Source organism: Rhodococcus sp. NPDC127527 (genome assembly GCF_042672245.1).
Lineage (GTDB): Bacteria > Actinomycetota > Actinomycetes > Mycobacteriales > Mycobacteriaceae > Rhodococcus_G.
In genome coordinates, this window is record NZ_JBHXVP010000006.1 from 157,048 (window position 1) to 182,360 (window position 25,313).

Genomic DNA, 25,313 nt, shown 5'->3' on the forward strand with positions numbered 1-25,313 from the left:
CGTCCTTGAACTGGACGGTGCCGCCGGAGGGGGCGGGTGTGACCTGGACGTTGAGGGTCACGTCGGTGCCGGCGACTGCTGTCGCGGGTCCGGTGACGGCGGTGGTGGTGGCGACCTCGGCCGGGGACACCTCGATGTTGTGTGCGGTGGAGGTGGAGGTGAGGAATTCGCCGGCGCCGGCGTAGACGGCGGTGATCTGGCGGGTTCCCTGGGTCAGGGCGTGGGTGATGGAGCCCTTGCCCTGGGCGTCGAGGGTGACGGGTCCGCCGAGGTCGGTGGTGCCGTCCTTGAACTGGACGGTGCCGCCGGAGGGGGCGGGTGTGACCTGGACGTTGAGGGTCACGTCGGTGCCGGCGACTGCTGTCGCGGGTCCGGTGATGGCGGTGGTGGTGGCGACGTCGACGGCCGACACCGGCACGCTCTGCGCCGCCGAGACCGACTCGTTGGCCTTCGTCGTGCCCAGGAACTTCGCCGTCAGGCTGTGACCGCCCACCGCGGAAGGCGTCCACGCGAGCGTCGCCTTGCCGGCGGTCAGCGAACCCTGACCGATCTTCGTCGTGCCGTCGAAGAACTCGACGACGTTGCCGTCCGCACCGCCGGTGACCGTCGCGCTCAACGGAACCGACTGGCCCACCTTCACACCCGCCGGCACCGCATCCAACACGGTCGTCGAGACGTTCTTGCTCACCGTGACGTTCGGGCCCTTGTTCAGGTAGGTGCCGGCGCCGCGCGAGCCGTCGTAGGCCAGGCCGGTGGCCAGGGCGGTGCCGCGGTCACACCCGTAGCCGACCTTGTACTGCATGCTCAGGGTCGGGGTGTCGACGTTCTTCTTGGCGGTCGGCTGGTAGCCGAGGGTGACGAAGTCGACGGCGGCGTTGTCAGTGTTCGTCTGGACGTAGGGCTCGATGTTGTGGACGCCGGCGGCATCGGTGACCTTGGCGGAGCCTGGAACGTAGGTCAGGCAGGTCGGGTGGTAGTCCTTCGCCCAGTTGAGCTTTTCCCAGTTGGCGTCGGTGCGGGTCCACTTGGTGGTGACGGTGACGATGTCGTCGCCGGCGGGGGTGGCGTTGTCAATGGTGCGAGTGAAGGTGGATTGGCCGTCGGACCAGGTGATCGAACCGGGCGCCGCCTCCGCCATTCCGGCACCGGCAGTGACCGCGAACCCGGCCGCCACGGCAAATGCGCTCAAACTGCCGATCACACGACGAGTGTTTATCTCAGTCATATTTTCCCTCTCGAGGACGGACTCGGACGACCGTCCAACTTGGTTTGGGGGCCCCAAAGTAGCGCACCGCGATACAGGCAGCGCCGAGATCGACAGATGAATGAACGTTTGGATGACCCTCGACTTCGAGCGCAGCCTGTTGCGGCGGGATCCCCGATGGTCCGACCTGAGCTGCACTCTTTCTCCCGCCACCAGTGCGCCATTTAGTGTCGAACACAATCGAGGGACAAATGACCAGACCGAAAGTCATTTGCCTCTGAAACGAAACTTCGTCCGTTCGGATATTCCGGGTTCTCCGAAAATGCTTGCGTTGATCGGTACAGGAATCGGGTTGCGGTCGTCGAGCGGATGGTCACACGCAGGCACGGACTCTGGACACTCCGGCGGTCGCGTCGTCGGGGCGGACCCCGTACCGATCAATCCGCGTCAGTTGTCGTTGTCGAAGAAGTGGTTGTCATCGCAGCGATGGTTCCCGACGAAGGAATGGTTTCCGAAGAAGAAATCGTCGCCGCAGCGACGGTCGTTGTCGAAGAAGTGGTTGTCGTCGTCGCGCCGGTGGTCGTTGTCGAAGAAGCGGTCGTGGTTCTCGTGCCCGCGGTCGTTGTCGAAGAAGTGGCCGCCGTCGCCGTGCCCATGGTCGGTGTCCGCGCGGGCCAGTGCGCCGGCGGCGACCGGTGATGCGGCTGACGGTGCCGCGCCGGCGACGGTGACGCCGACCGGAGCCAGGACCAGGGTCGCGGTGGCCACAGCGGCGACGGCCCTGCGGTACGGCCTTCCGGAGATGTTCATGATGTGCCCTCGATCGCTGGTGGGGTCGACGTACGCGGGGGAACCAGCGACTGCGACCCATGCACAAGACACGATTGCGCGGCCGTTGTGGATCAATTCCGCGGCGGATTGCGCGGACGGAATCAGCGCCGCGACCCTGTGTCCGCGTCGCTGACCACGACAAGTTCGGGGCTCGACTGTCGCAGATTGAGCACGACCACCCCGGCGATGATGAGCACCAGCCCCAGCACCTTCCAGATCGAGAGCCCCTCACCGAGGAAGACGATGCCGATCACCGCGACCGCGGCCGTCCCGATGCCCGACCACAGTGCGTACGCGAGGCTGATCGGCAGCGCGCGCAGGGCCTGCGCCATGCAGGTGAACGACAGCACGTATCCGGCCAGCACCGCGACCGTGACCAACGGGCGGGTGAACTGTTCGGTGTGTCCGAGGAACACCGTCGCGAGGATCTCGGAGGTGATCGCGACCGCGAGAAAGGCCCAGGCGCGCCGGATTTCGCTCATGGCAGGCCGCCGAGATTCAGCGCCACGACCCCGGCGACGACGAGGCCGATGCCCAGCACCTTCGATGCGGATCGTGGCTCGTGCAGGACCAGCATGCCGATCGCGGCGATCGCCGCGGTGCCGACGCCCGCCCACACCGCATACGCGACGCCGACGTCCAGCGCCCGCAGCGCGAGCGACAGGCAGTACAGGGCCGCGCCGTACAGTCCGAGCACCGCGATCGTCGGCCCCGCGCGCCGGAACCCGTCGGTGCGGGGCAGCAGGCTGGTGCCCAGCACCTCCGCGCAGATTGCCACCACCAGGAACAGCCACGCGGTCGTCATGGCGGACAACCTATCCCGTCGCGTCAGGCCACGAACACCGACGGCTGCCGGTCCCGCCACGGTGCCGCCTCCTCGAGCTGCGCCGCCACCCGCAGCAACAGGTCCTCGCGACCGTGCGCGGCGACGAGCTGCACCCCGATCGGCAGCCCTTCCCGGCTCAACCCGAGCGGGAGGCTGATCGCGGGATGCCCGGACACGTTGAAAGCCGCTGTGAACGGGCCGAATTCGAAGATTCGCCGGAGCCAGTCCCGCACGGTGTAGTCCGGGTTGTCGTAGTCGAGGGTGCCGTGCGGGAGGGGGAGCTGCGCGAGGGTGGGCGTCAGGAGAAGGTCGTTGCGTGCGAAGAAGCGCCCGACCTGACGCGTCACCCGGTGCTGCGCGTCGATCCCGGCCATGACGTCGAGCGCGGTGAACGACGCCGCCTCCGCGAGCACGGCGCGCGAGACCGCCTCGAGGAGAGTCGGATCGGGCCGGCGCGGAGCACGCAGCATCGCGGCGCCGGTGGAGACGGCGGTGAGCATGCACGCCTCGACCACGTCTGCGGGATCGATTTCCAAGGCCGCGATCGTGACGTCGTGCCCGATCCACTCCAGCACCCGGCCGACGTCCGCCGTCACGCCCGCGACCTGCGGGTCGACCGGGACCGGCGCCCCCGTGTCCACGGCGATCCGCAGCCGGCCCGGGTCGCCGCAGACCTCGATGGCATAGGCGCGGGCCGGGGGAGTGGCGGCGTACTTCTCGCCGACGATCGGTCCCGACACCGCGTCCAGCAGGTGCGCGGCGTCCCGGACGGTCCGGGTGAGGCCGAACTCGTAGACCTGCCCGAATCCCACCTCGCCGGCGAGCGGGCCGCCGGGGGTGCGGCCGCGGCTCGGCTTGAGGCCGACCAGCCCGCAACACGAGGCCGGCACCCGCAGCGACCCGGCCCCGTCGTTGCCGTGCGCGAGCGGGACCGCGCCGGCTGCCACCAGTGCCGCGGACCCGCCGCTCGAGCCGCCGACGCCCCGGTCCGGTGCCCACGGGTTCCGGGTCGGCCCGTACCGCACCGTCTCGGTGGCGAAGCTGAGGCCGAGTTCCGGTGCGGTGGTCTGGCCGAGGGTGACCAGCCCGGCGGCGCGGAACCGCGACATCATCTCGTGGTCGACTCCGGCGACCGCCCCGCGAAGGGCGCGACTGCCGAGGGTGAACGGAATCCCGCGGGCGAACGGCCCGCTGTCCTTGACGACCAGTGGCACCCCGGCCAGCGGGCCGTCCGGCGCGCTCGTCAGCGCCGGTTCGAACAGCGGAAGGGTCAACGCGTTCAGGTCGGCGTCCGCCGCCGCGAGCGCGCGCCGCGCCAGCGCCTCGACCTCCGCCGCGGTCACCTCACCGGTCCGGATCAGCGCGCGCAGTCCGACCGCGTCGAGCCCCGCGTACTCGTAGAGTTCCACCCGCGCAGTCTCCCGTCCGATTCGTTCGGGGCGCCACCCGATTTCGGATGACGGCGGTAGCCTCGGCTGATGGCCGCCGTCGTACGACCCGCCGTCCGCACCGATATCCGCGCGCTCTCGCGCGTGCTCGCCGAGGCGTTCGTGGACGATCCGGTGATGGCATGGATGTGGCCCGACGAGAGCGCCCGCCGCGCGGGACTGCCGCGACTGTTCGACACCGTGACCCGCCACCACCACCTCGGATTCGGCGGTGTCGAGGTCGGCGAGGATTCGTCCGGGGAGATGGTCGGGGCGACGCTGTGGGATCCGCCCGGGCACTGGCGGCAGTCGGCGGTGAGCCAGGTGCGCACCCTGCCGGGACTGCTCCGGGCGCTCGGCGGCCGGATCAGGGTCGGCGCGCAGGTCTCGGAGACGGTGGAGCAGGCGCACCCCGAGGAGCCGCACTGGTATCTCAGCACCATCGGGACACTGCCGTCCGCCCGCGGCGCCGGTCACGGGCAGGCGTTGATGGCCTCGCGGCTCGATCGCTGTGACACCGAGCACGCACCGGCGTACCTGGAGTCCAGCAAGGAAGCGAACGTGCCCTACTACCAGCGGTTCGGCTTCGAGGTGGCCCGCGAGATCGTGCTGCCGGGAGGCGGGCCCACGCTGTGGGCGATGTGGCGCGCGCCACGGTAGGTCCCGTTCTCTAGAATCACTTCGGTGACCAGTGCCGCGCCGCAAGACCCCAAGAATCCCGCCGACGCCCTCCCGAAGAGCTGGGACCCCAGCGCCGTGGAGCAGGAGCTGTACGAGGGCTGGGTGGACGCCGGCTACTTCACGGCGGATCCCACCAGCGACAAGCCGGGCTACTCGATCGTGCTGCCGCCGCCGAACGTGACCGGCAGCCTGCACATGGGCCACGCGCTCGACCACACCCTGATGGACGTGCTCTCCCGCCGCAAGCGCATGCAGGGCTACGAGGTGCTGTGGCTGCCGGGCATGGACCACGCGGGCATCGCCACCCAGAACGTGGTGGAGAAGCAGCTCGCCGCGGACGGCAAGAAGAAGGAAGACCTCGGACGCGAGGCGTTCATCGACCGGGTGTGGGACTGGAAGCGCGAGTCCGGCGGCACCATCGGCACCCAGATGCGCAGCCTCGGTGACGGCGTCGACTGGAGCCGGGACCGGTTCACCATGGACGAGGGCCTCTCCCGCGCCGTGCAGACCATCTTCAAGCGGATGTACGACGCCGGCCTGATCTACCGGGCCGAGCGCCTGGTCAACTGGTCGCCGGTGCTGCAGACCGCGATCTCCGACATCGAGGTCAAGTTCGAGGACGTCGAGGGCGAGCTGGTCTCGCTCCGCTACGGCTCGCTCGACGACAACGAGCCGCACGTCATCGTCGCCACCACCCGAGTCGAGACCATGCTCGGTGACACCGCGGTCGCCGTGCACCCGGAGGACGAGCGGTACAAGCACCTGGTCGGGACGACCCTCGAGCACCCGATCACCGGACGCCAGATCCCGATCGTCGCCGACGACTACGTCGACCCCGAGTTCGGCACCGGCGCGGTGAAGATCACCCCCGCGCACGACCCGAACGACTTCGAGATGGGCCTGCGGCACAACCTGCCGATGCCCACCATCATGGACAAGACCGGCAAGATCGCCGACACCGGAACGCAGTTCGACGGCATGGACCGCTTCGAGGCCCGAGTCAAGGTGCGCGAGGCCCTCGCCGAGCAGGGCCGCGTCGTCGCCGAGAAGCGGCCGTACCTGCACAGCGTCGGGCACTCCGAGCGCAGCGGAGAGTCCATCGAACCGCGGCTGTCGCTGCAGTGGTGGGTCAAGGTCGAGACGCTCGCGAAGGCGGCCGGTGACGCGGTCCGCAACGGGGACACCAAGATTCACCCGGCAAGCCTCGAGCCGCGCTGGTTCGGCTGGGTCGACAACATGCACGACTGGTGCATCTCGCGTCAGCTGTGGTGGGGTCACCGCATCCCGATCTGGTACGGCCCCGACGGCGAGGTCCGCTGCCTCGGACCCGACGAGACCGCGCCCGAGGGCTGGGTGCAGGACCCCGACGTCCTCGACACCTGGTTCTCCTCCGGACTGTGGCCGTTCTCCACGATGGGCTGGCCGGACAAGACCCCGGAGCTCGAGAAGTTCTATCCCACTTCGGTTCTCGTCACCGGCTACGACATCCTGTTCTTCTGGGTGGCCCGGATGATGATGTTCGGCACGTTCGTGTCCGAGGACGAGGCCATCACCGCGGGCGGAACCAAGAGCGGACCACAGGTGCCGTTCGAGGACGTCTTCCTGCACGGTCTGGTGCGGGACGAGTTCGGCAAGAAGATGTCGAAGTCCAAGGGCAACGGCATCGACCCGCTGGACTGGGTGCGCGAGTTCGGCGCCGACGCGCTGCGCTTCACCCTCGCCCGCGGCGCCAACCCGGGCAGCGACCTGTCGGTCGGTGAGGACCACGCGAAGTCCTCGCGCAGTTTCGCCACGAAGCTGTTCAACGCCACCAAGTTCGCCCTGATGAACGGTGCCGCGCCCGCCCCGCTGCCCGACCGGGCCGAGCTCACCGACGCGGACCGCTGGATCCTCGACCGACTCGAGCAGGTGCGCGGCGAGGTCGACGCAGCTTTCGACCGGTACGAGTTCGGCAAGGCCTGCGAGGCGCTGTACCACTTCGCCTGGGACGAGGTCTGCGACTGGTACCTCGAGCTCGCCAAGGTGCAGTTCGCGGGCGCCGAGGCGGAGGGCACCCGGGCGGTGCTCGGCACCGTCCTCGACGCGCTGTTGCGGATGCTGCACCCGGTGATGCCGTTCGTCACCGAGACCCTGTGGAAGGTGCTCACCGGCGGCGAGTCCGTGGTGATCGCGCAGTGGCCGGCAGTCACGGGCGAGGCCGCCGACGCCGTCGCCGCCACCCGCATCGCCGACCTGCAGCGCCTGGTCACCGAGATCCGCCGGTTCCGCAGCGACCAGGGGCTCAACGACAAGCAGAAGGTGTCCGCGCGGTTGACCGGCGTCGCCGAGGCGGACCTGGACGGCAAGCAGGCCGCCGTGGCGTCGCTGGTCAAGCTGACCGATCCGGCCGAGGACTTCGCCGCGACCGCGTCGCTGGAGATCCGCCTCAGCCGCGGCACCGTCACGGTCGAGCTGGACACCTCGGGCACCGTCGACCTGGTCGCCGAGCGCAAGCGGCTCGAGAAGGACCTCGCGGCCGCGGAGAAGGAACTCGCCGGGACCGCCGCCAAGCTGTCGAACGAGGCCTTCCTCGCGAAGGCGCCGGACAACGTGGTCGACAAGATCCGCGCCCGTCAGGCGTTGGCCGCCGAGGAGGTCGAGCGGATCACCGCGCGGCTCGGGGACATGGGGCAGGCGTGAGCATGCCCAGCTCGGACGCACAGCCGTCGCCGGTAGACCTGGCCGAACTCGCGCTGGTCGAGGCCGAACTCGACAAGCGCTGGCCGGAGACGAAGATCGAGCCGTCGCTGACCCGGATCGCGGCCCTGATGGACCTGCTGGGTTCACCCCAGCACAGCTACCCCGCGATCCACGTGGCCGGGACCAACGGCAAGACCTCGGTCACCCGGATGATCGACGCGCTGCTGACCCGGCTGCACCGGCGGGTGGGGCGGACGACCAGCCCACACCTGCAGCTGGCCACCGAGCGGATCAGCATCGACGGCAAGCCGATCTCCCCGCGGCTGTACGTCGACACGTACAACGAACTGGCGCCGTACATCGCGATGATCGATGCCCAGTCCGAGGCCGCCGGCGGTCCCGCGATGAGCAAGTTCGAGGTGCTCACCGCGATGGCCTTCGCCGCCTTCGCCGAGGCGCCGGTGGACGTGGCGGTCGTCGAGGTGGGCCTCGGCGGGCGTTGGGACGCAACGAATGTCATCGACGGGCAGGTCGCGGTGATCACCCCGATCAGCCTCGACCACGTCGAGTTCCTCGGCGGCGACCTCGCGGGAATCGCGGAGGAGAAGGCGGGCATCATCAAGAAGGCCCCCGAGTCCCTCGTGCCCCGCGACACCGTCGCGATCCTCGCCGAGCAGGTGCCCGAGGTGAGCGAGGTGCTGCTGCGCCGCGCGGTGGAGGCGGACGCCGCGGTCGCCCGCGAGGGATCCGAGTTCCGGGTGCTGGCCCGCCAGATCGCCGTCGGCGGACAGCAGCTCGAACTGCAGGGCCTCGGCGGCGTGTACAGCGACATCTTCCTGCCGCTGCACGGCGAGCACCAGGCTCGCAACGCCTCGCTCGCGCTCGCCGCGGTGGAGGCGTTCTTCGGTGCCGGTGCGGACCGCCAGCTCGAGATCGACGCCGTCCGTGAAGCCTTTGCCTCGCTGACCAATCCGGGCCGGCTCGAACGGGTCCGCAGCGCTCCGACGGTGTTCCTCGACGCCGCCCACAATCCGGACGGCGCCCGCGCGCTGGCCGCGGCGCTGGCCGCCGAGTTCGACTTCCGCAAGCTCGTCGGCGTCGTCGCCGTACTGGGGGACAAGGACGTCGACGGCATCCTGGCCGCGCTCGAGCCCGTACTCGACGAGATCGTCGTGACGCACAACGGGTCCCCGCGCGGCATGGACGTCGACCAGCTCGCAGACCTGGCGGTCGCGCGATTCGGCGACGAGCGGGTGGTGGTGGCGCCGACGCTGCCCGACGCGCTCGAGACCGCCATCGGTCTCGCCGAGGAGGTCGCCGAGCCCGGCGAAGCCGTCTCCGGGGCAGGCGTCGTGGTGACCGGATCCGTGGTCACCGCAGGCGTCGCCCGCACCCTGTTCGGAAAGGACCCCGCGTGAGCACTCCCGATCAACCGGCCCCCGAGCCCGGCGGCTTCAAGCCCCCGGCGACGGACCCGTGGAAGGGGTTCCGCGGCGTCTGCTCGGGGATCCTGATCCTCGAGGCCATCGTCGTGCTGCTCGCGATTCCGGCGGTCGCGAAGCTGGGCGACGGCATCAGCGGCGGCGCGGTCGCCTACATCCTCGTCCTGGGCGGCCTGATGATCCTCGGGTGCGGCGTCCAGGGCAGGTCGTGGGCGATCGGTTTCGACCTGGCGCTGCAGGTCGCGATGATCGCCGGGTGGTTGGTGCACCCGGTCGTGGGTGCGCTGGGACTGCTCTTCGCGGCGGTCTGGGTCTACATGCTCTACCTCCGGCGCGACATCCAGGATCGGATCGAACAGGGTCTGCTTCCAGGGCAACGAGACTGAACGTTTAGGCTGTTCCCCCGTGACTGAGCGCACCCTTGTACTGATCAAGCCCGACGGCGTCGCCCGCAGATTCGTCGGAGACATTCTTGCGCGAGTCGAACGCAAGGGCCTGTCCATTTCCGCGTTGGAGATGCGCACGGCCGACGTCGATGTGGCCGGCGCGCACTACGCCGAGCACGCCGAGCGGTCGTTCTATCCCGGACTTCTCGAGTTCATCACCTCCGGTCCGCTGGTCGCCGCGGTCGTCGAGGGCCCGCGCGCGATCGCGGCCTTCCGGCAGATCGCCGGCGGCACCGACCCCGTGGAGAAGGCCGTCCCCGGCACCATTCGTGGTGACCTCGCCCTGGACGGTCAGCAGAACCTCGTGCACGGTTCGGACTCGGTGGAATCCGCCGAGCGCGAGATCGCACTGTGGTTCCCGTACCTCGCCCGGGGCTGATCGGCCCTCTGCTGCCGTAACTCCTCGGGCGCCGCGGTGCGGCGCTGGCGCGGGCCGTCGCGCACGTGTGGGATACTGGCGATGGTCGGATCCGCATTCGTTCCGCAATACCCAGGTTCGGTGCGGACCCGACCGGATGACACCACGGTTCGATGCCCTCATCGCTGTCGCGGCATGCAGGAAATCCCTCGCCCGCGACACGCTGGATGATCAGGCGCGCGGACCACGTAGTACAGCCATCCAGCCAGGCGCCGTACGAATTGGCAGTGAACTAACGGATCACTGCCAACCGCGCGGGGCGAGACCATACACACTCGTGCCTACCCGGTGCGAGCACACAAGCAGTGCTCTCGAGTGGCCGCGTCACACCCGGTTAGCCAAGGTGGACGCGCCCGGGGGCCCGAGGAGACTTACGTGGCCGATCAAGCGCCGCCCGAAACTTCACAGAATTCCGCCGCAGAGAACGCGGCACCCGTGTTCCCGGACAAGATCCGGGTACACGCGCTCGCCAAGATGCTGGGACTGACCAGCAAGCAGGTGCTCGCCCAGGTCGCCGAGTTCGGCGCCGAACTGCGTAGTGCCCAGTCGAGCGTCGACCGGGCTCTCGCCGAGCGCGTGCACGCGGCGCTCGTCGGGCCGGCCGTCGAGACCCCGGCCGTCGAGACCCCGGCGGTTGAGTCCCCGATCGCCGAGACCCCGGCCGTCGAGACACCGCCGGTCGTCGAGGCGCCTGCGGTCGAGCCGTCGCAGGCGCTGTTCACCAGCGCAGACGAGCCGCAGGCCCACGTCCCCGTCGCCGAGGCCGCGCCCGTGTTCCAGGCGCCCCTCTTCCTGCAACCCGAGGCCGAGGTCGCGCCCGCACCGCGTCGCCGCCGTGCGCGCCGCGAGGCGGCCGCGCCGGACGAGGCCGCCCCCATCGAGGTCACAACCGCCGAACCGGCCGCGCCGGTCCACGTCGAGGTCGCCGAGGAGGCGGCCGAGGCCGCACCGGTCGAAGAGCAGCCGCACGTCGAGTCCGAGGAAGAGGGCGAGGGCCAGGGGCGCCGCCGTCGTCGAGGCCGCCGAGGCCGTGGTCGCGGCCGTGGTGAGCAGGCCGGCGAGGGCGAGCACACCGAGGAGTCGGAAGAGGCGACCGAGGCCGTAGAGGCAGTCGAGGCCGCCGAGACCGAGACCGAGGCGGCGGAAACCGAGGCCGAGGCAGAGTCCGCCGAGGGCGAGGCCGAGGGTGAAGAGGCCGCGGGTGAGGGCGCGAGCCGTCGCCGTCGCCGTCGTCGTCGCCGCAAGGGCAGCGGCGAGGGAGCCGAAGGCGGTGCCGAGGACGACGGCGTCACCACCGTCGTGCACGAGCGCGAACCGCGGACCAAGGCCCGCGTCAAGGACGAGGTCCAGGGGATTTCCGGATCGACCCGACTCGAGGCCAAGCGTCAGCGCAGGCGGGACGGCCGTGACGCCGGTCGGCGTCGTCCGCCGATCCTCACCGAGTCGGAGTTCCTGGCCCGCCGCGAGGCCGTCGACCGCGTCATGGTCGTGCGGGAGAAGACCGGCGGCACGCATCCCGAGGGACTGACCCAGGTCGCGGTCCTCGAGGACGGCGTCCTGGTCGAGCACTTCGTGACCAGTTCCGCCTCGGCATCGATGGTCGGCAACGTCTACCTCGGCCGGGTGCAGAACGTGCTGCCCTCCATGGAGGCGGCATTCATCGACATCGGCCGGGGCCGCAACGGTGTGCTGTACGCCGGCGAGGTCAACTGGGAGGCCGCAGGTCTCGGCGGCAACAGCCGCAAGATCGAGCAGGCTCTCAAGCCGGGCGATCAGGTGCTGGTCCAGGTCAGCAAGGATCCGGTCGGGCACAAGGGTGCCCGCCTGACCACCCAGATCTCCCTGGCCGGACGTTTCCTGGTGTACGTGCCGGGCGGCAGCTCCACCGGCATCAGCCGCAAGCTGCCGGACACCGAGCGCAAGCGGCTCAAGGAGATCCTGCGCGAGATCGTGCCCCCGGAGGCGGGCGTCATCATCCGCACCGCGTCCGAGGGCGTGAGCGAGGAAGAGCTGGCCCGCGACGTCAAGCGTCTGCAGACCCAGTGGTCGGACATCGAGGAGCAGGCCGCCGCCGCGGACAAGGGCAAGTCGGGTAACCCGAAGGCCCTGTACGAGGAGCCCGACCTGCTGGTGAAGGTCGTCCGTGACCTGTTCAACGAGGACTTCGCCAAGATCGTCATCGAGGGCGAGAAGTCCTGGTCGACGGTGGAGAACTACATCAAGACCGTCGCCCCCGACCTGCTGCCGCGGGTCGAGAAGTACGAGGGCAACGGCGGCGTGGACGTGTTCGGGGCCAAGCGCATCGACGAGCAGCTGGCCAAGGCGCTCGACCGCAAGGTGTGGCTGCCCTCGGGTGGCACCCTGGTGATCGACCGCACCGAGGCGATGACCGTGGTCGACGTCAACACCGGCAAGTTCACCGGCGCGGGCGGCAACCTCGAGGAGACCGTCACCAGGAACAACCTGGAGGCGGCCGAGGAGATCGTGCGCCAGATGCGGCTGCGCGACATCGGCGGCATGATCGTCGTCGACTTCATCGACATGGTGCTCGAGTCGAACCGGGACCTGGTCCTGCGCCGGCTCACCGAGTCGCTCGGGCGTGACCGGACCCGGCACCAGGTCTCCGAGGTCACCTCGCTCGGCCTGGTCCAGATGACCCGCAAGAAGCTGGGCACCGGCCTGGTCGAGGCGTTCTCCACGACCTGTGAGCACTGCCACGGTCGCGGCATCATCGTGCACGCGGACCCGGTCGAGGTGCGCTCGGGTGACGACGGGGCCGCGCGGTCCGGCAAGGGCGAGTCCGGCGGCGGACGCAAGAAGCGCGGTCGCGACAAGTCGGCTGGCGGCACCGAGCAGCAGGCGGCCAAGAACGATCAGCCCGCGGCCCCGGAGGTGGACGCGACGGTCAAGCGCGCCCACCCGGTCGCGCTCGCCATGGCGGCCCATCACCACGACGAGGAGCACGCGGCCGAGCCCGCGAGCGCCGCGGAGCCGACGGTCGTCGAGCCCGAGGTCGTGGAGCCCGTGGCCGTCGTAGAGACCGCGGTTGAGGCCGAACCCGTTGTCGTGGCCGAGCCCGAGGCCGCGGCCGTGGTCGAGGCAGAGCCAGCGGTCGAGCCTGAGGCCCCGGCACGGGGGCGGCGTCGTTCGCGGCGGGCATCCCGCGCGGCGGCGGCCCCGGTCGAGACCGAGGACGCCGACACCGTGGTCGTCATTCCGGCGGCACCCGAACCGGAACCCGCGGCCCCGGTCGCGGCGGTGACGATCCCCGCACCCGAGGCCTCGGCGCAGCCGGTCGTCGCGGACGGGGAGCCGGCCGCACCGAAGCGGCGACCTCGTCGTCGGGCCGCGGCCCGGCCCGCGGGACCGCCCGCGGACGTCGACGCCTGACCGTGGCCGGTCGGGAGCGGGAGTGCGGCGGGACCGGTTTGACCCTGCCCGCCGCCATCCCGTAATCTTGACCGGTCGCTACTCGGCGATACCGCTCTGCTGCGCCCGCGAGGGCAGCGGCGGGCACGCCTGAGAAAGCAAGTACACCAGACCAGTCGTGCGGCTACTGCTGCGCGAGCACGTTCGAAGAAATAAGGGGTAGCCCTCCGATGGCAACGTACGCGATCGTCAAGACCGGCGGAAAGCAGTACAAGGTCGCTGTTGGTGACCTCGTCAAGGTCGAGAAGATCGAGGGTGAGCCCGGCACTGCAGTCTCGCTGGCCCCGGTCCTCGTCGTCGACGGATCCGAGCTCACCACCGATGCCGACAAGCTGGCCAAGATCACGGTCACCGGCGAGGTCGTCGAGCACACCAAGGGCCCGAAGATCCGCATCCACAAGTTCAAGAACAAGACCGGCTACCACAAGCGCCAGGGTCACCGTCAGAAGCTGACGGTCCTCAAGGTCACCGGCATCAAGTAACTAGAGCTTTTAGTTCCCAGGAGGGTTCGACATGGCACATAAGAAGGGCGCATCCAGCTCCCGTAACGGTCGCGATTCGAACGCACAGCGCCTCGGCGTGAAGCGCTTCGGCGGCCAGTCCGTCAGCGCCGGTGAGATCCTGGTGCGTCAGCGCGGAACCCACTTCCACCCCGGCGTGAACGTCGGACGTGGCGGCGACGACACGCTGTTCGCGCTCGCCGCCGGTGCGGTGGAGTTCGGCACCAAGCGTGGACGCAAGACCGTCAACATCGTTCCGGCCGCGGCGCAGGCCTGATTCTGCTCCGGTCGATCGTGTCGCCGATTCGGTGACCGTTGACAGTTCGAAGCTCCCAATAGGGGCGGGCGAGGGTCTCGAAGACCCCGCTCGCCCCTATTTCGTTTTCACCCTGAGGAAGGGATCCGGCAGTCATGTCCCGATTCATTGACCGCGTGGTGCTGCACGTCAGCGCCGGAAATGGCGGCAATGGTTGCGCCTCCGTCCACCGCGAGAAGTTCAAGCCGCTCGGCGGGCCGGACGGCGGCAACGGGGGTCGTGGCGGTGACGTGGTGCTCGTCGTCGACGAGAACGTGCACACCCTGCTGGACTTCCACTTCCACCCGCACGCCAAGGCCAGCAACGGCAAGCAGGGTGCCGGCAGCAACCGCGAGGGTGCGAACGGTGAGGATCTGATCCTCCGGGTTCCGGACGGCACCGTCGTGCTCGACTCGGACGGCAACATCCTCGCGGACCTCATCGGTGCGGGCACCCGCTTCGACGCCGCCCCCGGAGGCCGCGGCGGCCTCGGCAACGCGGCGCTCTCCTCGAAGGCGCGTAAGGCTCCCGGTTTCGCCCTGCTCGGTGAGGAGGGCGTCGAGCGCGACCTCGTGCTCGAACTCAAGTCGGTCGCCGACGTCGGACTGGTCGGCTTCCCGTCCGCGGGCAAGTCCTCGCTGGTCTCGGTGCTGTCCGCCGCGAAACCGAAGATTGCGGACTACCCGTTCACGACGCTGGTGCCGAACCTGGGCGTGGTGTCCAGCGGCGACACCACCTTCACCGTCGCCGACGTGCCCGGCCTGATCCCCGGCGCCAGCGAGGGCCGCGGCCTCGGACTGGACTTCCTGCGGCACATCGAACGGACCGCCGTGCTCGCGCACGTCGTCGACTGCGCGACCCTCGAGCCGGGCCGCGACCCGATCTCGGACGTGGACGCGCTCGAGGCCGAACTCGCCGCGTACAAGCCGGCGCTGTCCGGCGACGCCAGCCTGGGCGACCTCGCCGACCGTCCCCGGATCGTGATCCTGAACAAGGCCGACGTCCCCGAGGCGGCGGAGTTGGCGGAAATGGTCACACCGGAGTTCGAGGCGCGCGGCTGGCCGGTCTTCACCATCTCTGCGGTGAGCCGGGAAGGACTGCGGCCGTTGACCTTTGCTCTGGCGAAGATGGTCGAGGAGTACCGACTCGCGCACCCGAAGGCCGCGCCGAAGCGTCAGGTCATCCGGCCGGTCGCGGTGGACGAGACCGGGTTCAGTGTCATCGCGGATCCCGAGACCCCCGGCGGCTTCATCGTTCGCGGCACCCGGCCCGAGCGGTGGATCCGGCAGACCGCGTTCGACAACGACGAGGCGGTCGGCTACCTCGCGGACCGTCTCGCGCGACTCGGCGTCGAGGACGCGCTGGTCAAGCAGGGCGCGGAGCCCGGCTGCTCGGTGACCATCGGGAACGTGAGCTTCGAATGGGAGCCGCAGACTCCCGCAGGTATCGACCTGACGCGCACCGGCCGAGGCACGGACCCGCGACTCGATCAGGTCGATCGCATCGGCGCGGCCGAGCGCAAGCACGCGCACCGGATCCGGCGCGGGCTCGAGGGCCTGGATCCCGAAGACCAGTGACCGCGGTCTCGAGCACCCGAGCCCAGATCGCGACCGCGCGCAGTGTCGTGGTGAAGATCGGCTCCTCGGCGCTGACCAGCCTCGAATCCGGTCTGGACCGAGGCAAACTCGACGCACTCGCGGACGCGATCGAGTCGCGGATGCGGGCCGGCTCGGACGTCGTGGTCGTCTCCTCCGGGGCGGTGGGCGCGGGCATCTCCCCGCTCGGACTGTCCAAGCGTCCACGCGACCTGGCCACCAAGCAGGCCGCGGCCAGCGTCGGTCAGCTGGCGCTCGCGCACGCCTGGGGCACCTCGTTCGACCGGTACGGCCGCACGGTCGGGCAGGTGCTGCTCACCGCCGACGACATCGCCCGCCGCACCCAGCACCGCAACGCGCAGCGCACCCTGGACCGGCTGCGCTCGCTCGGAGCCGTCGCGATCGTCAACGAGAACGACACCGTCGCAACCGCGGAGCTTCGGTTCGGCGACAACGACCGGCTCGCGGCGATGGTCGCGCATCTGGTCGGAGCGGACGCGCTGGTGCTGCTGTCCGATGTCGACGGTCTCTACGACGGCGACCCCCGCAAGGGCGGGGCGACGCTGATCCCCGAGGTGACCAGCCCCGAGGACCTCGACGGCGTGGTCGCCGGCTCCGGGGGAGCGCTCGGCACCGGCGGCATGGCCTCGAAGCTGTCGGCGGCCCGCCTCGCGGCGGATTCAGGAGTGCCGGTGCTGCTCGCGGCGGCCTCGGAGGCGGCCGAGGCGCTGTCCGGCGCCGGGGTGGGCACGGCCTTCGCGGCTCGTCCGACGCGCCTGTCCGCCCGCAAGTTCTGGGTGCGCCACGCCGCCGACACCCAGGGTGTGCTGCAGCTCGACGCGGGTGCGGTGCGGGCGGTCGTGGATCGGCGCCGATCGCTGCTGCCCGCGGGCATCACCGCGGTGACCGGTCGGTTCTACGGGGGCGACGTGGTGTCGCTCGCCGGACCCGACGGGTCGCCGGTCGCTCGTGGGGTGGTGGCCTTCGACGCCGCCGAGCTCGACGAGATGCTGGGCCGGTCGACGATGGAACTGCCGTCGGAGCTGCAGCGGCCCGTCGTGCACGCCGACGACCTCGTCCCGCTGTAGGCCGCCCCCGGTTTCCCGAATGGCCCATTCGTTCGGTTCACACGACCGGATGCGCCATTCGGGAACTGATGCGGGTCACGCGGCGAGCTCGGTGAGTGCGGTGAGGGTCTGCGAGCAGCCGGCATTCAGCGTGAGCGTTGCGTAGTCGTCGCCGCGGGTGGCGCCACGGTTGACGATCGCGACCGGGATTCCGAGCTTGGCGGCGTGGCGGACGAACCGCAGCCCCGACATCACCGTGAGCGAGGAGCCGAGCACCAGCAGCGTCTCGCACCGCTCGACCATCGCGTAGGCGGCCTCGACCCGCGGCTTGGGGACGCTCTCGCCGAAGTAGACGATGTCGGGCTTGAGGATGCCGCCGCAGCGTTCGCAGTCGACGACGCGGAAGTGGGCGGTCTCCTCGATCACCGCGTCAGCGTCGGGGGCGATCTCGACTCCCGTTGCGGCGGAGACGGATTCGGCGAAACCGGGATTCGCCTCGGTGAGACGATCGGCGAGGGAGTAGCGCGAGATGCGGTGCTCGCACGCCATGCACCGGACCTGCGCGTAGCTGCCGTGCAGGTCGATCACCGCACGGCTGCCCGCCTTGGTGTGCAGCAGGTCGACGTTCTGGGTGAGCACGCCGGTGACCCGGCCCGACCGTTCGAGGTCCGCGAGTGCGCGGTGCCCGGCGTTGGGACGGGTCGCGTCCATGTACCGCCAGCCGAGGTGGTTGCGGGCCCAGTAGTGTCGACGGAACGCCGCGTCCCCCATGAACTGCTGGTACGTCATCGGCGTGCGGGGTGGGGAGTCCGGTCCGCGATAGTCGGGGATCCCCGAGTCGGTGGACATGCCGGCGCCGGTCAGCGCCACCAGTCGGCGGCCGCGCACCAGTTCGGCCAGCCGGTCGGCGGCGGGGATCGTCGGTGCGCTCACGTGCTCCAGGCTAACCCTGGCGTGAATCTTCAAGACCGAACCCTCGCGCACGGGGGAGGGTGGGTTCATGACCACAGTGAATCCGATTCCCGCCGGATACCGCACCCTGACCCCCTTCCTGGCCGTCCCGAACGGCGGCGTCGCGCTCGACTTCTACCAGCGGGGTCTCGGGGCGGAGATCGTCGACCGGATGGACGCGCCCGACGGCGGAGTGATGCACGCCGAACTACGGATCGGCGACTCGATGCTGCAGATGTCCGACGAGATGCCCGAGTACGGTCTCAAGTCGCCCGAGCCGGGTTGGGTGCACAGTTCGCTGGTGGTGTACGTGGAGGACGCCGACGCGTTCGTGGACCGTGCGGTGCGCGAGGGTGCCACCCTGGTGCGGCCGGTGGAGGACACCTTCTCGGGTGATCGGCACGGGGTGTTTCTCGACCCGTTCGGGCACCGCTGGGCGGTGTGCACCAAGGTCGAGGACGTGCCGTCGGAGGAGGTGGCGCGTAGGGCACGGGAGCTGTTCTATCCCGAGGACGCGGAACGACCCTGAGGGCGGGAGTGGAGCCCGCGGAACGACCCTGAGGGCGGGAGTGGAGCCCGCGGAACGACCCTGAGGATCGGGCGGCCCCGACGCGCCGCGAGTACGGTCGATCGCATGGGTGTTATCGGTGAGATGTTCCCGGGAAAGAAGCTGGAGAACGACGACAGCCAGGACGGCAGCGGGCAGGCCTATCGGCCGCGCGTCGAACTGGACCTGGACGCGGGCGTGATTCGGGTGTCACGGGCGACGCCTGCCGCCACCGCGCAGGAGGAGCCGGGCGGGTCGGCGCCGGATCAGTAGCCGGCGACCGGGTCGATCCGGGCCAGCAGTTCCTCGCCGGCCACGAAGCGGCGCACGTTCGCCGCGACGTGGTCGGCGAAGGCGGGCGGGCGCACGGCCGGCGGGTTGGAGTCGTGCGGCGTGATGATCGCGTTCGGCAACGTCCACAGCGGGTGGCCGTCGGGCAGCGGCTCGGGATCGGTGACGTCGAGCCCGGCGCCGCCGATCCTGTTCTCGCGCAAGGCATCCACCAGTGCATCGGTGTCGACGAGGGAGCCGCGGGCGACGTTGATCACCCAGGACCGCGGCCCCAGTCGCGCCAGCTGAGGGGCGCCGACCAGGTGCCGGGTGGCGGCGGTCGCCGGGGCCGCGACCACCACGTGGTCGACGGCGTCCCACAGCTCGTCGAGGCGGTCCGCCGGCAGTGTTCGCGCCGCGCCGGGCACCGGCCGCCCGGAGCGGTTCACCGCGACCACCGTCGCGCCGACCGCGGCGAGCATCGGGATCAGGGCCCGCCCGATACCGCCCGCGCCGATGATCGCCACCCGCGCCCCGCGCAGCGTTCCGACCTTGCCGAAGAACTCCTGCTGGCGCCAGGTGGTGGCGGCCAGGTGTTCGGGCAGCGCCCGGACCCCGCCGAGCAGCAGTGCGAAGGCGTGCTCGGCGACGGTTGCGGCGAACGCCCCCGCTGCGGAGGTGAAGACCACCTCCGGGTGGCGGGCGATGATCCCGGCGGAGAACCACTCCTCGACCCCGGCGGAGTACAGCTGCACCCAGCGGATGCCCGCCGGCAGGTCCTCGGGGAACCGGTCCGGTCCGCCGTCCCACACCAGCGCCCTGGCGTCGACCATGGGTGCCCAGGTGCCGCCGCCGCGGGTGATCGCGTCCGTGAGCAGCGGGTCGGCGTGCGGGCCGAGGGCGACGGGCGTCATTGGCATACTCCTCGTGGTCAGACCGGCGACTCGATCAACGGGTAGACGCCATTCTCGTCGTGCACCTCGCGCCCGGTGACCGGGGGGTTGAACACGCACAGCATGCGCATCTGCGTGACCGGTTCGACGCGGTGCCGCTCGTGGCCGTCGAGCAGGTACATGGTGCCCGGCCGGAGCTGGTGCACCTCGCCGTTGTCGAGGTCGGTGAGGATGCCGTCGCCCTCGATCAGCCAGACGGCCTCGACGTGGTGGGCGTAGTGGAACTCGTTGACCGAGCCCGCGCGAATCGTGGTCTCGTGGAAGGAGAATCCGACGCCGTCGCCGCCGAGGACGATGCGCTTGCTGCGCCAGTTGCCGTCCTCGCTCACCACGTCGCGGTCGGTGTCGGTGATCTCGTCGGTGGTCCGCACGATCATGTGAGTCTCCCTTCTCAGGCGCAGATCTTGGCGGTCGCCTCGGCCAGGATGCTCAGTCCGTGGTCGAGTTCCTCGTCGGTGATGGTCAGGGGTGGAAGCAGTTTCACCACCTCGTCGGACGGACCGGACGTCTCCGCGAGTAGGCCCTCGTCGAACGCGAGTCCGCAGACCTTGACCGCCGTGCCCGGGTCGTCGAACACCAGTCCCTGGACCATGCCGCGGCCCCGGGTGCTGACGCCGTCGAACTGGTCGGACAGGTTCGCGAAGATCTGGTGGATCCGTTGACCCTTGGCGATCGTGGAGCGCTGCAGGGCGTCGTCGGACCAGTAGTGGTCGAGCGCGGCGGCCGCGGTGACGAACGCCGGGTTGTTGCCGCGGAAGGTGCCGTTGTGCTCGCCGGGGGACCACACGTCGAGTTCCGGCCTGAACAGGGTCAGCGCCAACGGCAGGCCGTACCCGCCGATGGACTTCGAGAGCGTCACGATGTCCGGGGTGATGCCCGCGACCTCGAAGGAGAAGAACGGGCCGGTGCGGCCGCACCCCATCTGCACGTCGTCGACGATCAGCAGGATCCCGCGGTCCGCGCAGAGGGCGGCGAGCCCGCGCAGCCACTCCGGGCGGGCGACGTTGACCCCGCCCTCGCCCTGCACGGTCTCCACGATGACGGCGGCCGGGCGGTTGAGTCCGCTGCCCGAATCGTCGAGCACCCGTTCGAACCAGTGGAAGTCCTCGGTGGCGCCGTCGAAGTAGTTGTCGAACGGCATCGGGGTGGCGTGCACGAGCGGGACTCCCGCGCCCGCGCGCTTCATCGAATTGCCGGTGACCGAGAGCGCGCCCAGGGTCATGCCGTGAAATGCGTTGGTGAAGTTGATGATCGACTCGCGGCCGGTCACCTTGCGGGCCAGCTTCAGTGCGGCCTCGACGGCGTTGGTGCCGGTGGGGCCGGGGAACTGCACCTTGTAGTCCAGCCCGCGCGGTTCGAGAACGTTGCGCCGGAAGCTGTGCAGGAACTCGCGTTTGGCGACCGTGGACATGTCGAGGCCGTGCGTGATGCCGTCCGACGCGACGTAGTCGAGCAGTGCGGACTTGAGGACCGGGTTGTTGTGGCCGTAGTTCAGTGCGCCCGCGCCGGCGAAGAAGTCGAGGTACTCGGTGCCGTCCTCGGCGCGCAACCAGGATCCGGATGCGGAGCTGAAGACGGTGGGCCAGGCGCGGCTGTAGCTGCGGACCTCGGACTCGAGGCTGGTGAACACGCTGTTGTCGATGGTGCTGTGGGGAGTGGCTGTCATGGCTCTCCTTGGGCTGAGGGTCTGTCGGCTTCAGTTATCGCCGATGGTGTAGAGCTCTTCCGATTCGTGCTGATCGGGGAAATGGCTCGGGTCGAACAGTCGTTGACGTGCGATCGAGGTGTAGCGGGTGCGGGCCAGCGCGGTGAACAGGGCCAGAGAGGCGGTGTTGTCCGGGCTGATCGTCGTTTCGAGGCGGGTGACGCCCTGGTGGGCAAGGTGATCGAGAAGGTGGTTCAGCATGGACGCGGCGATTCCGCGGCCGCGCAGCGCCTCGTCCACGGCGACCTGCCACACGAAGACCGTGCGTGGGTCCTGCGGGCGGACGAAGCCGGTGACGAATCCGCCGACGCCGCTGCCGTGCTCGGCGACGACCGAGCTGTCGCGAAAGTCTCTGCACCACAACAGGTAGGAGTAGCTCGAGTTCAGATCGAGCACGCGGGAGTCGCGGGCGATCTCCCAGAGTCTCGGCGCGTCGTCCACTTCGGGCGCTCGGAACGTGACCGCGGCGGGTCCGGAGTTCGGGGTCGTGCTGTTTGTAACAGGCGTCATAGAGATTTCGAACGTATCAATGGAGGCAACGGATTTCAGCTACCTCCATCGACCGGTGCGGAAGAAACTTGCTCCCGCACTGGTTAGCCATGCTATGTGAGCCTGGTCACATCGGCGTGCTCAGTTGATGCTCGCCAGGGCAAACGGCAGGACCGCCCCCGCGCCGGCGGCGCGCAGTTCACGGGCCGCCATCGTCAGGGTCCAGCCGGTGTCCGCGAGGTCGTCGAGCAGCAGAATCGGGCCCTCGACAGAGCTCAGGTCCGGGGCGGTCCACGCGCCGACCAGCCCCGCCACCCGATAGGCGGAGTTCGCCGCCGAGACCGGCGGATGCCCGGGAGTGCGCGGCAGCGTCCCCAGGTCGGTGAGGCGTCCCACCTCGGCCAGCCGCTGCCGCAGCGAGGACACCAGCTGCGGGCGCGACGCCGATTCGAGCGACATCACCGCGACGGGTCTGCGGTCCCAGTCCCAGGCGGCGAGCACCGAGATGCAGGCGTCGACCACCGCGTCCGGTGCCGGTGCGTCCGGGGCGTCGAACAGCGCCCGCAGCCGCTGACCCCATCCCAGATCGGACAGCCGGCCGAGGACACGGCCGGGCTCGGGGCCGTCGGTGATCTTCCCGGACAGCGCGGTGCCGAGCTTCGCCAGCCCGGTGGGCCACTGCTTGCGCGGCGCCAGGTCGATCCCCGGCCGGTCGAGCCGGGCGCGGGCCTGCGCGACGGCGTCGGCGTCGACCTCCCCGCTGAGGACCTCGCCGGTGCAGTTGTCGCAGCGACCGCACGGCTGCGGCGCATCGGACAGGTCCGGGTCGTCGAGCTGGCGGCGCAGGAACTCCATGCGGCACATGGTCGTCCGCTGGTAGTCCACCATCGCCTGCTGCTCGGACTGCCGGGCCTGCTCGAGCCGCTCGTAGCGGGGGGCGTCGTACTCCCACGGCTGCCCGGTCCCGATCCAGCCCCCGCGCACCCGCTTGACCGCCCCGTCCACGTCGAGAACCTTGAGCACCATCTCGAGTCGGGACCGGTTCAGCTCCACCAGCGGCTCGAGGGCCTGGGTGGACTGCGGGCGCTCGGTGTCGAGCACCTCGATCACCCGGCGCACCACGTGCTCGCGCGGGAACGCGACGGACGCGAAGTAGCTCCAGATCTGCCGGTCCTCGTGGCCGGGCAGCAGCACCACCTCGGCGCGATCGGTGGAGCGGCCGGCGCGCCCGACCTGCTGGTAGTAGGAGATGGGGGAGGAGGGGGCGCCGAGGTGCACGACGAAGCCGAGGTCCGGCTTGTCGAAGCCCATGCCGAGCGCCGACGTCGCGACGAGGGCCTTGACGCGGTTGTCGAGGAGGTCGGCCTCGAGCGACTCGCGTTCGGCCGGGTCCGTCTGGCCCGTGTACGCCGCGACCTGGTGCCCCTGGTCGGAGAGCAGGCCCGCGAGGTCGCGGGCCGCGGACACCGTGAGGGTGTAGATGATGCCGGAACCGGGCAGCGAGTTCAGCTGCTGCCCCAGCCAGGCCGCCCGCTCGGTGGCCTCGTCGATGCGCACCACCGACAGTCGCAGCGACTCGCGTTCGAGCCCGCCGCGCAGGACCAGCGTCTCGCCGCCGCCCACCCCGAGCTGCGCGGACACGTCGGCGACCACCCGGTCGTTCGCGGTCGCGGTGGTCGCGAGAACCGGGATGCCCTCGCCGAGCTCGCCGATGAGCGTGCGAATCCGCCGGTAGTCGGGCCGGAAGTCGTGGCCCCAGTCGGAGACGCAGTGCGCCTCGTCGACGACCACGAGCCCGGCGTCCGCCGCGAGTGACGGCAGCACCTGGTCGCGGAAGTCGGGATTGTTCAGCCGTTCCGGGCTGACCAGCAGGACGTCGACCTCGCCGTCGGCGACCTGCCGGTGGATCTCGTCCCATTCGGTGACGTTGCCGGAGTTGATGGTCGCAGCGCGCACGCCTGCGCGTTCGGCTGAGGCGACCTGGTTACGCATCAGCGCCAGCAGCGGCGAGACGATGACGGTCGGGCCGTGCCCGCGGGCCCGCAGCAGCTTCGCGGAGATGAAGTAGACGGCGGACTTGCCCCATCCGGTGCGCTGGACCACCAGTGCGCGCCTGCGCTGCACGACCAGCGCCTCGATGGCCGTCCACTGGTCCTCGCGAAGTCGAGCCTGCGGCCCGGCGAGCTCGCGGAGCAACTCCTCGGCCTCGTCGCGCAGCCCTGCCTGGTCCTTCACGTCCGTCGACATGGGTCCATCCTGCCGGGTGGGTCCGACAGCCCGCTCGGCCCCGTCGGTTGTGGTACGTCTGAGTGATGGACGCCTCAGTGCCCGCCCCGGCCGTGACCGAGATCCTCTCCGGCTTCGGGGCGGCGGCCGCCGACCTCGTCGAGTTGTACCGGCACCTGCATGCGCACCCGGAACTGTCGTATCAGGAACACGAGACGGCGGAGATCGTGACCGAACGACTGACCGCGTCGGGTTTCCAGGTGACCGCGGGCCTCGGCGGGACCGGCGTGGTCGGGGTGTTGCGCAACGGTGCCGGCCCAGTGGTGCTGCTGCGCGCCGACATGGACGCGCTGCCGGTGCGCGAGGACACCGGGCTCGACTACGCGTCGACGGTCACCGCGACCACGCACCTGGGCGAGGCCGTGCCCGTCATGCACGCGTGCGGCCACGACATGCACGTGACCTGTCTGCTGGGCGCGGCGGCGTTGCTCGCGGACGGGCGCGCGCACTGGTCGGGCACGCTGATCGCGCTGTTCCAGCCGGCGGAGGAACTCGGTGACGGTGCCCGCAGCATGCTCGACGACGGGCTCCTCGCCAAGGTGCCGACGCCCGACGTGGTGCTCGGGCAGCACGTGATGCCCGGACCCGCGGGCACCGCGTTCGTGTGTCCGGGCACCGCGATGGCGGCGGCGCAGAGCCTGCAGATCCGGATGTTCGGTCGCGGCGGGCACGGGTCGATGCCGGACACGTGCGTCGACCCGGTGGTGATGGGCGCGGCGACGGTGATGCGGCTGCAGACCGTGGTCTCCCGGGAGATATCGCCCTCCACACCCGCCGTGCTCACCGTCGGGTCTTTCCAGTCGGGGACGAAGGAGAATGTGATCCCCGACGAGGCGGTGCTCAAGGTCAACACCCGATCCTTCGAACAGCACGTGTCCGATCGGTTGCGGGACGGCATCGTTCGGGTCGTCAACGCGGAGTCCGAGGCCTCCGGCGCGCCGCGGCCGCCCGAGATCACCGAGCAGAACAGTTTCCCGGTCACCGTGAACGACGTGCCGGGGGCCGTCCGCACCCTCGCCGCGCTCGGCGCGCAGTTGGGCAGCGACAAGGTGTTCGAGATCGGTCCCGTGTCCGGCAGCGAGGACGTCGGCGACCTGGCCAAGGCCGCCGGGGTGCCGTTGGTCTACTGGTTCGTCGGCGGATTCGACGTGACGGACGGGCAGCCGCTGCCGTCGAACCACTCGCCGAAGTTCGCGCCGGTGATCAGGCCGACCCTGGACACCGGGGTCGCGGCGCTCGTTGCGGCTGCGGTGGAGTGGCTCGACTGACCCG

Annotated in this window: 24 protein-coding genes; 13 read left to right on the forward strand and 11 right to left on the reverse strand. The window is 70.2% G+C overall.

Annotation, left to right across the window (positions count from 1 at the left end):
• From ACFVH2_RS12690 to ACFVH2_RS12710, 5 genes are all read right to left on the reverse strand, one after another.
• Positions 1-1,189, reverse strand: a 1,189-nt coding sequence (locus ACFVH2_RS12690; RefSeq protein WP_378475708.1) for an Ig-like domain-containing protein, incomplete at its 3' end; no start/stop codon positions are given.
• Positions 1,190-1,651: 462 nt separating this feature from the next.
• Positions 1,652-2,014, reverse strand: coding sequence for a hypothetical protein (locus tag ACFVH2_RS12695; protein WP_378424077.1), 363 nt, complete (start codon positions 2,012-2,014; stop codon positions 1,652-1,654).
• Between the two features lie 122 nt (positions 2,015-2,136).
• The gene (locus ACFVH2_RS12700) at positions 2,137-2,517 is read right to left on the reverse strand and encodes a DMT family transporter (protein ID WP_378424079.1); all 381 of its coding nucleotides are present in this window, start codon (positions 2,515-2,517) and stop codon (positions 2,137-2,139) included.
• Entirely contained in the window at positions 2,514-2,840 is a 327-nt protein-coding gene (locus ACFVH2_RS12705; RefSeq protein ID WP_378424081.1) for a DMT family transporter, read from the reverse strand. Before ACFVH2_RS12705 ends, ACFVH2_RS12700 begins: the two co-directional genes overlap by 4 nt.
• Positions 2,841-2,863: 23 nt before the next feature.
• A complete protein-coding gene (locus ACFVH2_RS12710; RefSeq protein WP_378424083.1) occupies positions 2,864-4,270 on the reverse strand; it encodes an amidase in 1,407 nt (468 codons plus the stop codon).
• Positions 4,271-4,339: 69 nt separating this feature from the next.
• On the opposite strand from ACFVH2_RS12710, the gene ACFVH2_RS12715 reads away from it, so the two are divergent.
• The 10 genes from ACFVH2_RS12715 (at position 4,340) to proB (ending at position 16,861) form a co-directional block, all read left to right on the forward strand.
• Positions 4,340-4,948 (forward strand): GNAT family N-acetyltransferase, encoded by a 609-nt coding sequence (locus ACFVH2_RS12715; RefSeq protein ID WP_378424085.1) that lies wholly within the window; start codon positions 4,340-4,342, stop codon positions 4,946-4,948.
• 24 nt (positions 4,949-4,972) lie between these two features.
• Positions 4,973-7,648, forward strand: a complete 2,676-nt coding sequence (locus ACFVH2_RS12720; protein ID WP_378424087.1) for a valine--tRNA ligase — start codon at positions 4,973-4,975, stop codon at positions 7,646-7,648.
• A 2-nt stretch (positions 7,649-7,650) separates the two neighbouring features.
• The gene (locus tag ACFVH2_RS12725; protein WP_378424382.1) at positions 7,651-9,066 is read left to right on the forward strand and encodes a bifunctional folylpolyglutamate synthase/dihydrofolate synthase; all 1,416 of its coding nucleotides are present in this window, start codon (positions 7,651-7,653) and stop codon (positions 9,064-9,066) included.
• Positions 9,063-9,476, forward strand: a complete 414-nt coding sequence (locus ACFVH2_RS12730; RefSeq protein WP_378424089.1) for a DUF4233 domain-containing protein — start codon at positions 9,063-9,065, stop codon at positions 9,474-9,476. Before ACFVH2_RS12725 ends, ACFVH2_RS12730 begins: the two co-directional genes overlap by 4 nt.
• Before the next feature lie 19 nt (positions 9,477-9,495).
• Complete coding sequence (ndk, locus tag ACFVH2_RS12735; RefSeq protein WP_378424090.1) at positions 9,496-9,915, forward strand: nucleoside-diphosphate kinase; 420 nt, start codon at positions 9,496-9,498, stop codon at positions 9,913-9,915.
• 414 nt (positions 9,916-10,329) lie between these two features.
• Entirely contained in the window at positions 10,330-13,344 is a 3,015-nt protein-coding gene (locus ACFVH2_RS12740) for a translation initiation factor IF-2 N-terminal domain-containing protein (protein WP_378424092.1), read from the forward strand.
• 209 nt (positions 13,345-13,553) lie between these two features.
• Positions 13,554-13,865: a 50S ribosomal protein L21 gene (gene rplU / locus ACFVH2_RS12745; RefSeq protein ID WP_142097333.1), complete on the forward strand. Its 312-nt coding sequence runs from the start codon at positions 13,554-13,556 to the stop codon at positions 13,863-13,865.
• A gap of 31 nt (positions 13,866-13,896) precedes the next feature.
• On the forward strand, positions 13,897-14,160 hold the full coding sequence (gene rpmA / locus ACFVH2_RS12750; RefSeq protein ID WP_378424095.1) for a 50S ribosomal protein L27: 264 nt from the start codon (positions 13,897-13,899) through the stop codon (positions 14,158-14,160).
• A gap of 134 nt (positions 14,161-14,294) precedes the next feature.
• Complete coding sequence (obgE, locus tag ACFVH2_RS12755; protein WP_378424097.1) at positions 14,295-15,755, forward strand: GTPase ObgE; 1,461 nt, start codon at positions 14,295-14,297, stop codon at positions 15,753-15,755.
• Complete coding sequence (gene proB, locus ACFVH2_RS12760) at positions 15,752-16,861, forward strand: glutamate 5-kinase (protein ID WP_378424099.1); 1,110 nt, start codon at positions 15,752-15,754, stop codon at positions 16,859-16,861. The genes obgE and proB overlap by 4 nt, the downstream gene beginning before the upstream one ends.
• Positions 16,862-16,936: 75 nt before the next feature.
• On the opposite strand, the gene ACFVH2_RS12765 is transcribed toward proB, so the two are convergent.
• Positions 16,937-17,773: an NAD-dependent protein deacetylase gene (locus ACFVH2_RS12765; protein ID WP_378424101.1), complete on the reverse strand. Its 837-nt coding sequence runs from the start codon at positions 17,771-17,773 to the stop codon at positions 16,937-16,939.
• Positions 17,774-17,840: 67 nt separating this feature from the next.
• On the opposite strand from ACFVH2_RS12765, the gene ACFVH2_RS12770 reads away from it, so the two are divergent.
• Together ACFVH2_RS12770 and ACFVH2_RS12775 are read left to right on the forward strand one after the other, a co-directional pair.
• Positions 17,841-18,320, forward strand: a complete 480-nt coding sequence (locus tag ACFVH2_RS12770) for a VOC family protein (RefSeq protein ID WP_378424102.1) — start codon at positions 17,841-17,843, stop codon at positions 18,318-18,320.
• A gap of 105 nt (positions 18,321-18,425) precedes the next feature.
• Positions 18,426-18,611 (forward strand): hypothetical protein, encoded by a 186-nt coding sequence (locus ACFVH2_RS12775; RefSeq protein ID WP_378424104.1) that lies wholly within the window; start codon positions 18,426-18,428, stop codon positions 18,609-18,611.
• On the opposite strand, the gene ACFVH2_RS12780 is transcribed toward ACFVH2_RS12775, so the two are convergent.
• From ACFVH2_RS12780 to ACFVH2_RS12800, 5 genes are all read right to left on the reverse strand, one after another.
• Complete coding sequence (locus tag ACFVH2_RS12780) at positions 18,605-19,522, reverse strand: D-isomer specific 2-hydroxyacid dehydrogenase family protein (RefSeq protein ID WP_378424105.1); 918 nt, start codon at positions 19,520-19,522, stop codon at positions 18,605-18,607. The two genes, ACFVH2_RS12775 and ACFVH2_RS12780, sit on opposite strands and share 7 nt — an antisense overlap.
• Positions 19,523-19,539: 17 nt before the next feature.
• Positions 19,540-19,938: an ectoine synthase gene (locus ACFVH2_RS12785; protein ID WP_378424107.1), complete on the reverse strand. Its 399-nt coding sequence runs from the start codon at positions 19,936-19,938 to the stop codon at positions 19,540-19,542.
• Between the two features lie 14 nt (positions 19,939-19,952).
• The gene (gene ectB / locus ACFVH2_RS12790) at positions 19,953-21,227 is read right to left on the reverse strand and encodes a diaminobutyrate--2-oxoglutarate transaminase (protein ID WP_378424108.1); all 1,275 of its coding nucleotides are present in this window, start codon (positions 21,225-21,227) and stop codon (positions 19,953-19,955) included.
• Positions 21,228-21,257: 30 nt separating this feature from the next.
• A complete protein-coding gene (gene ectA / locus ACFVH2_RS12795) occupies positions 21,258-21,776 on the reverse strand; it encodes a diaminobutyrate acetyltransferase (RefSeq protein ID WP_378424111.1) in 519 nt (172 codons plus the stop codon).
• A gap of 120 nt (positions 21,777-21,896) precedes the next feature.
• Entirely contained in the window at positions 21,897-24,002 is a 2,106-nt protein-coding gene (locus tag ACFVH2_RS12800; RefSeq protein ID WP_378424112.1) for a RecQ family ATP-dependent DNA helicase, read from the reverse strand.
• 65 nt (positions 24,003-24,067) lie between these two features.
• Between ACFVH2_RS12800 and ACFVH2_RS12805 the strand changes: the two genes are divergently transcribed.
• Positions 24,068-25,309, forward strand: a complete 1,242-nt coding sequence (locus tag ACFVH2_RS12805; protein WP_378424114.1) for an amidohydrolase — start codon at positions 24,068-24,070, stop codon at positions 25,307-25,309.
• The last annotated feature ends 4 nt before the right edge of the window (positions 25,310-25,313 follow it).

Excerpts from the sequence above, each read along its gene's own strand:
- ACFVH2_RS12695 (WP_378424077.1), bottom strand. The coding sequence starts at position 2,014 with ATGAACATCTCCGGAAGGCCGTACCGCAGGGCCGTCGCCGCTGTGGCC.
- ACFVH2_RS12700 (WP_378424079.1), bottom strand. The coding sequence starts at position 2,517 with ATGAGCGAAATCCGGCGCGCCTGGGCCTTTCTCGCGGTCGCGATCACC.
- ACFVH2_RS12705 (WP_378424081.1), bottom strand. The coding sequence starts at position 2,840 with ATGACGACCGCGTGGCTGTTCCTGGTGGTGGCAATCTGCGCGGAGGTG.
- ACFVH2_RS12715 (WP_378424085.1), top strand. The coding sequence starts at position 4,340 with ATGGCCGCCGTCGTACGACCCGCCGTCCGCACCGATATCCGCGCGCTC.
- ACFVH2_RS12725 (WP_378424382.1), top strand. The coding sequence starts at position 7,651 with ATGCCCAGCTCGGACGCACAGCCGTCGCCGGTAGACCTGGCCGAACTC.
- rplU (WP_142097333.1), top strand. The coding sequence starts at position 13,554 with ATGGCAACGTACGCGATCGTCAAGACCGGCGGAAAGCAGTACAAGGTC.
- rpmA (WP_378424095.1), top strand. The coding sequence starts at position 13,897 with ATGGCACATAAGAAGGGCGCATCCAGCTCCCGTAACGGTCGCGATTCG.
- obgE (WP_378424097.1), top strand. The coding sequence starts at position 14,295 with ATGTCCCGATTCATTGACCGCGTGGTGCTGCACGTCAGCGCCGGAAAT.
- ACFVH2_RS12770 (WP_378424102.1), top strand. The coding sequence starts at position 17,841 with ATGACCACAGTGAATCCGATTCCCGCCGGATACCGCACCCTGACCCCC.
- ACFVH2_RS12775 (WP_378424104.1), top strand. The coding sequence starts at position 18,426 with ATGGGTGTTATCGGTGAGATGTTCCCGGGAAAGAAGCTGGAGAACGAC.
- ACFVH2_RS12780 (WP_378424105.1), bottom strand. The coding sequence starts at position 19,522 with ATGACGCCCGTCGCCCTCGGCCCGCACGCCGACCCGCTGCTCACGGAC.
- ACFVH2_RS12785 (WP_378424107.1), bottom strand. The coding sequence starts at position 19,938 with ATGATCGTGCGGACCACCGACGAGATCACCGACACCGACCGCGACGTG.
- ectB (WP_378424108.1), bottom strand. The coding sequence starts at position 21,227 with ATGACAGCCACTCCCCACAGCACCATCGACAACAGCGTGTTCACCAGC.
- ectA (WP_378424111.1), bottom strand. The coding sequence starts at position 21,776 with ATGACGCCTGTTACAAACAGCACGACCCCGAACTCCGGACCCGCCGCG.
- ACFVH2_RS12800 (WP_378424112.1), bottom strand. The coding sequence starts at position 24,002 with ATGTCGACGGACGTGAAGGACCAGGCAGGGCTGCGCGACGAGGCCGAG.
- ACFVH2_RS12805 (WP_378424114.1), top strand. The coding sequence starts at position 24,068 with ATGGACGCCTCAGTGCCCGCCCCGGCCGTGACCGAGATCCTCTCCGGC.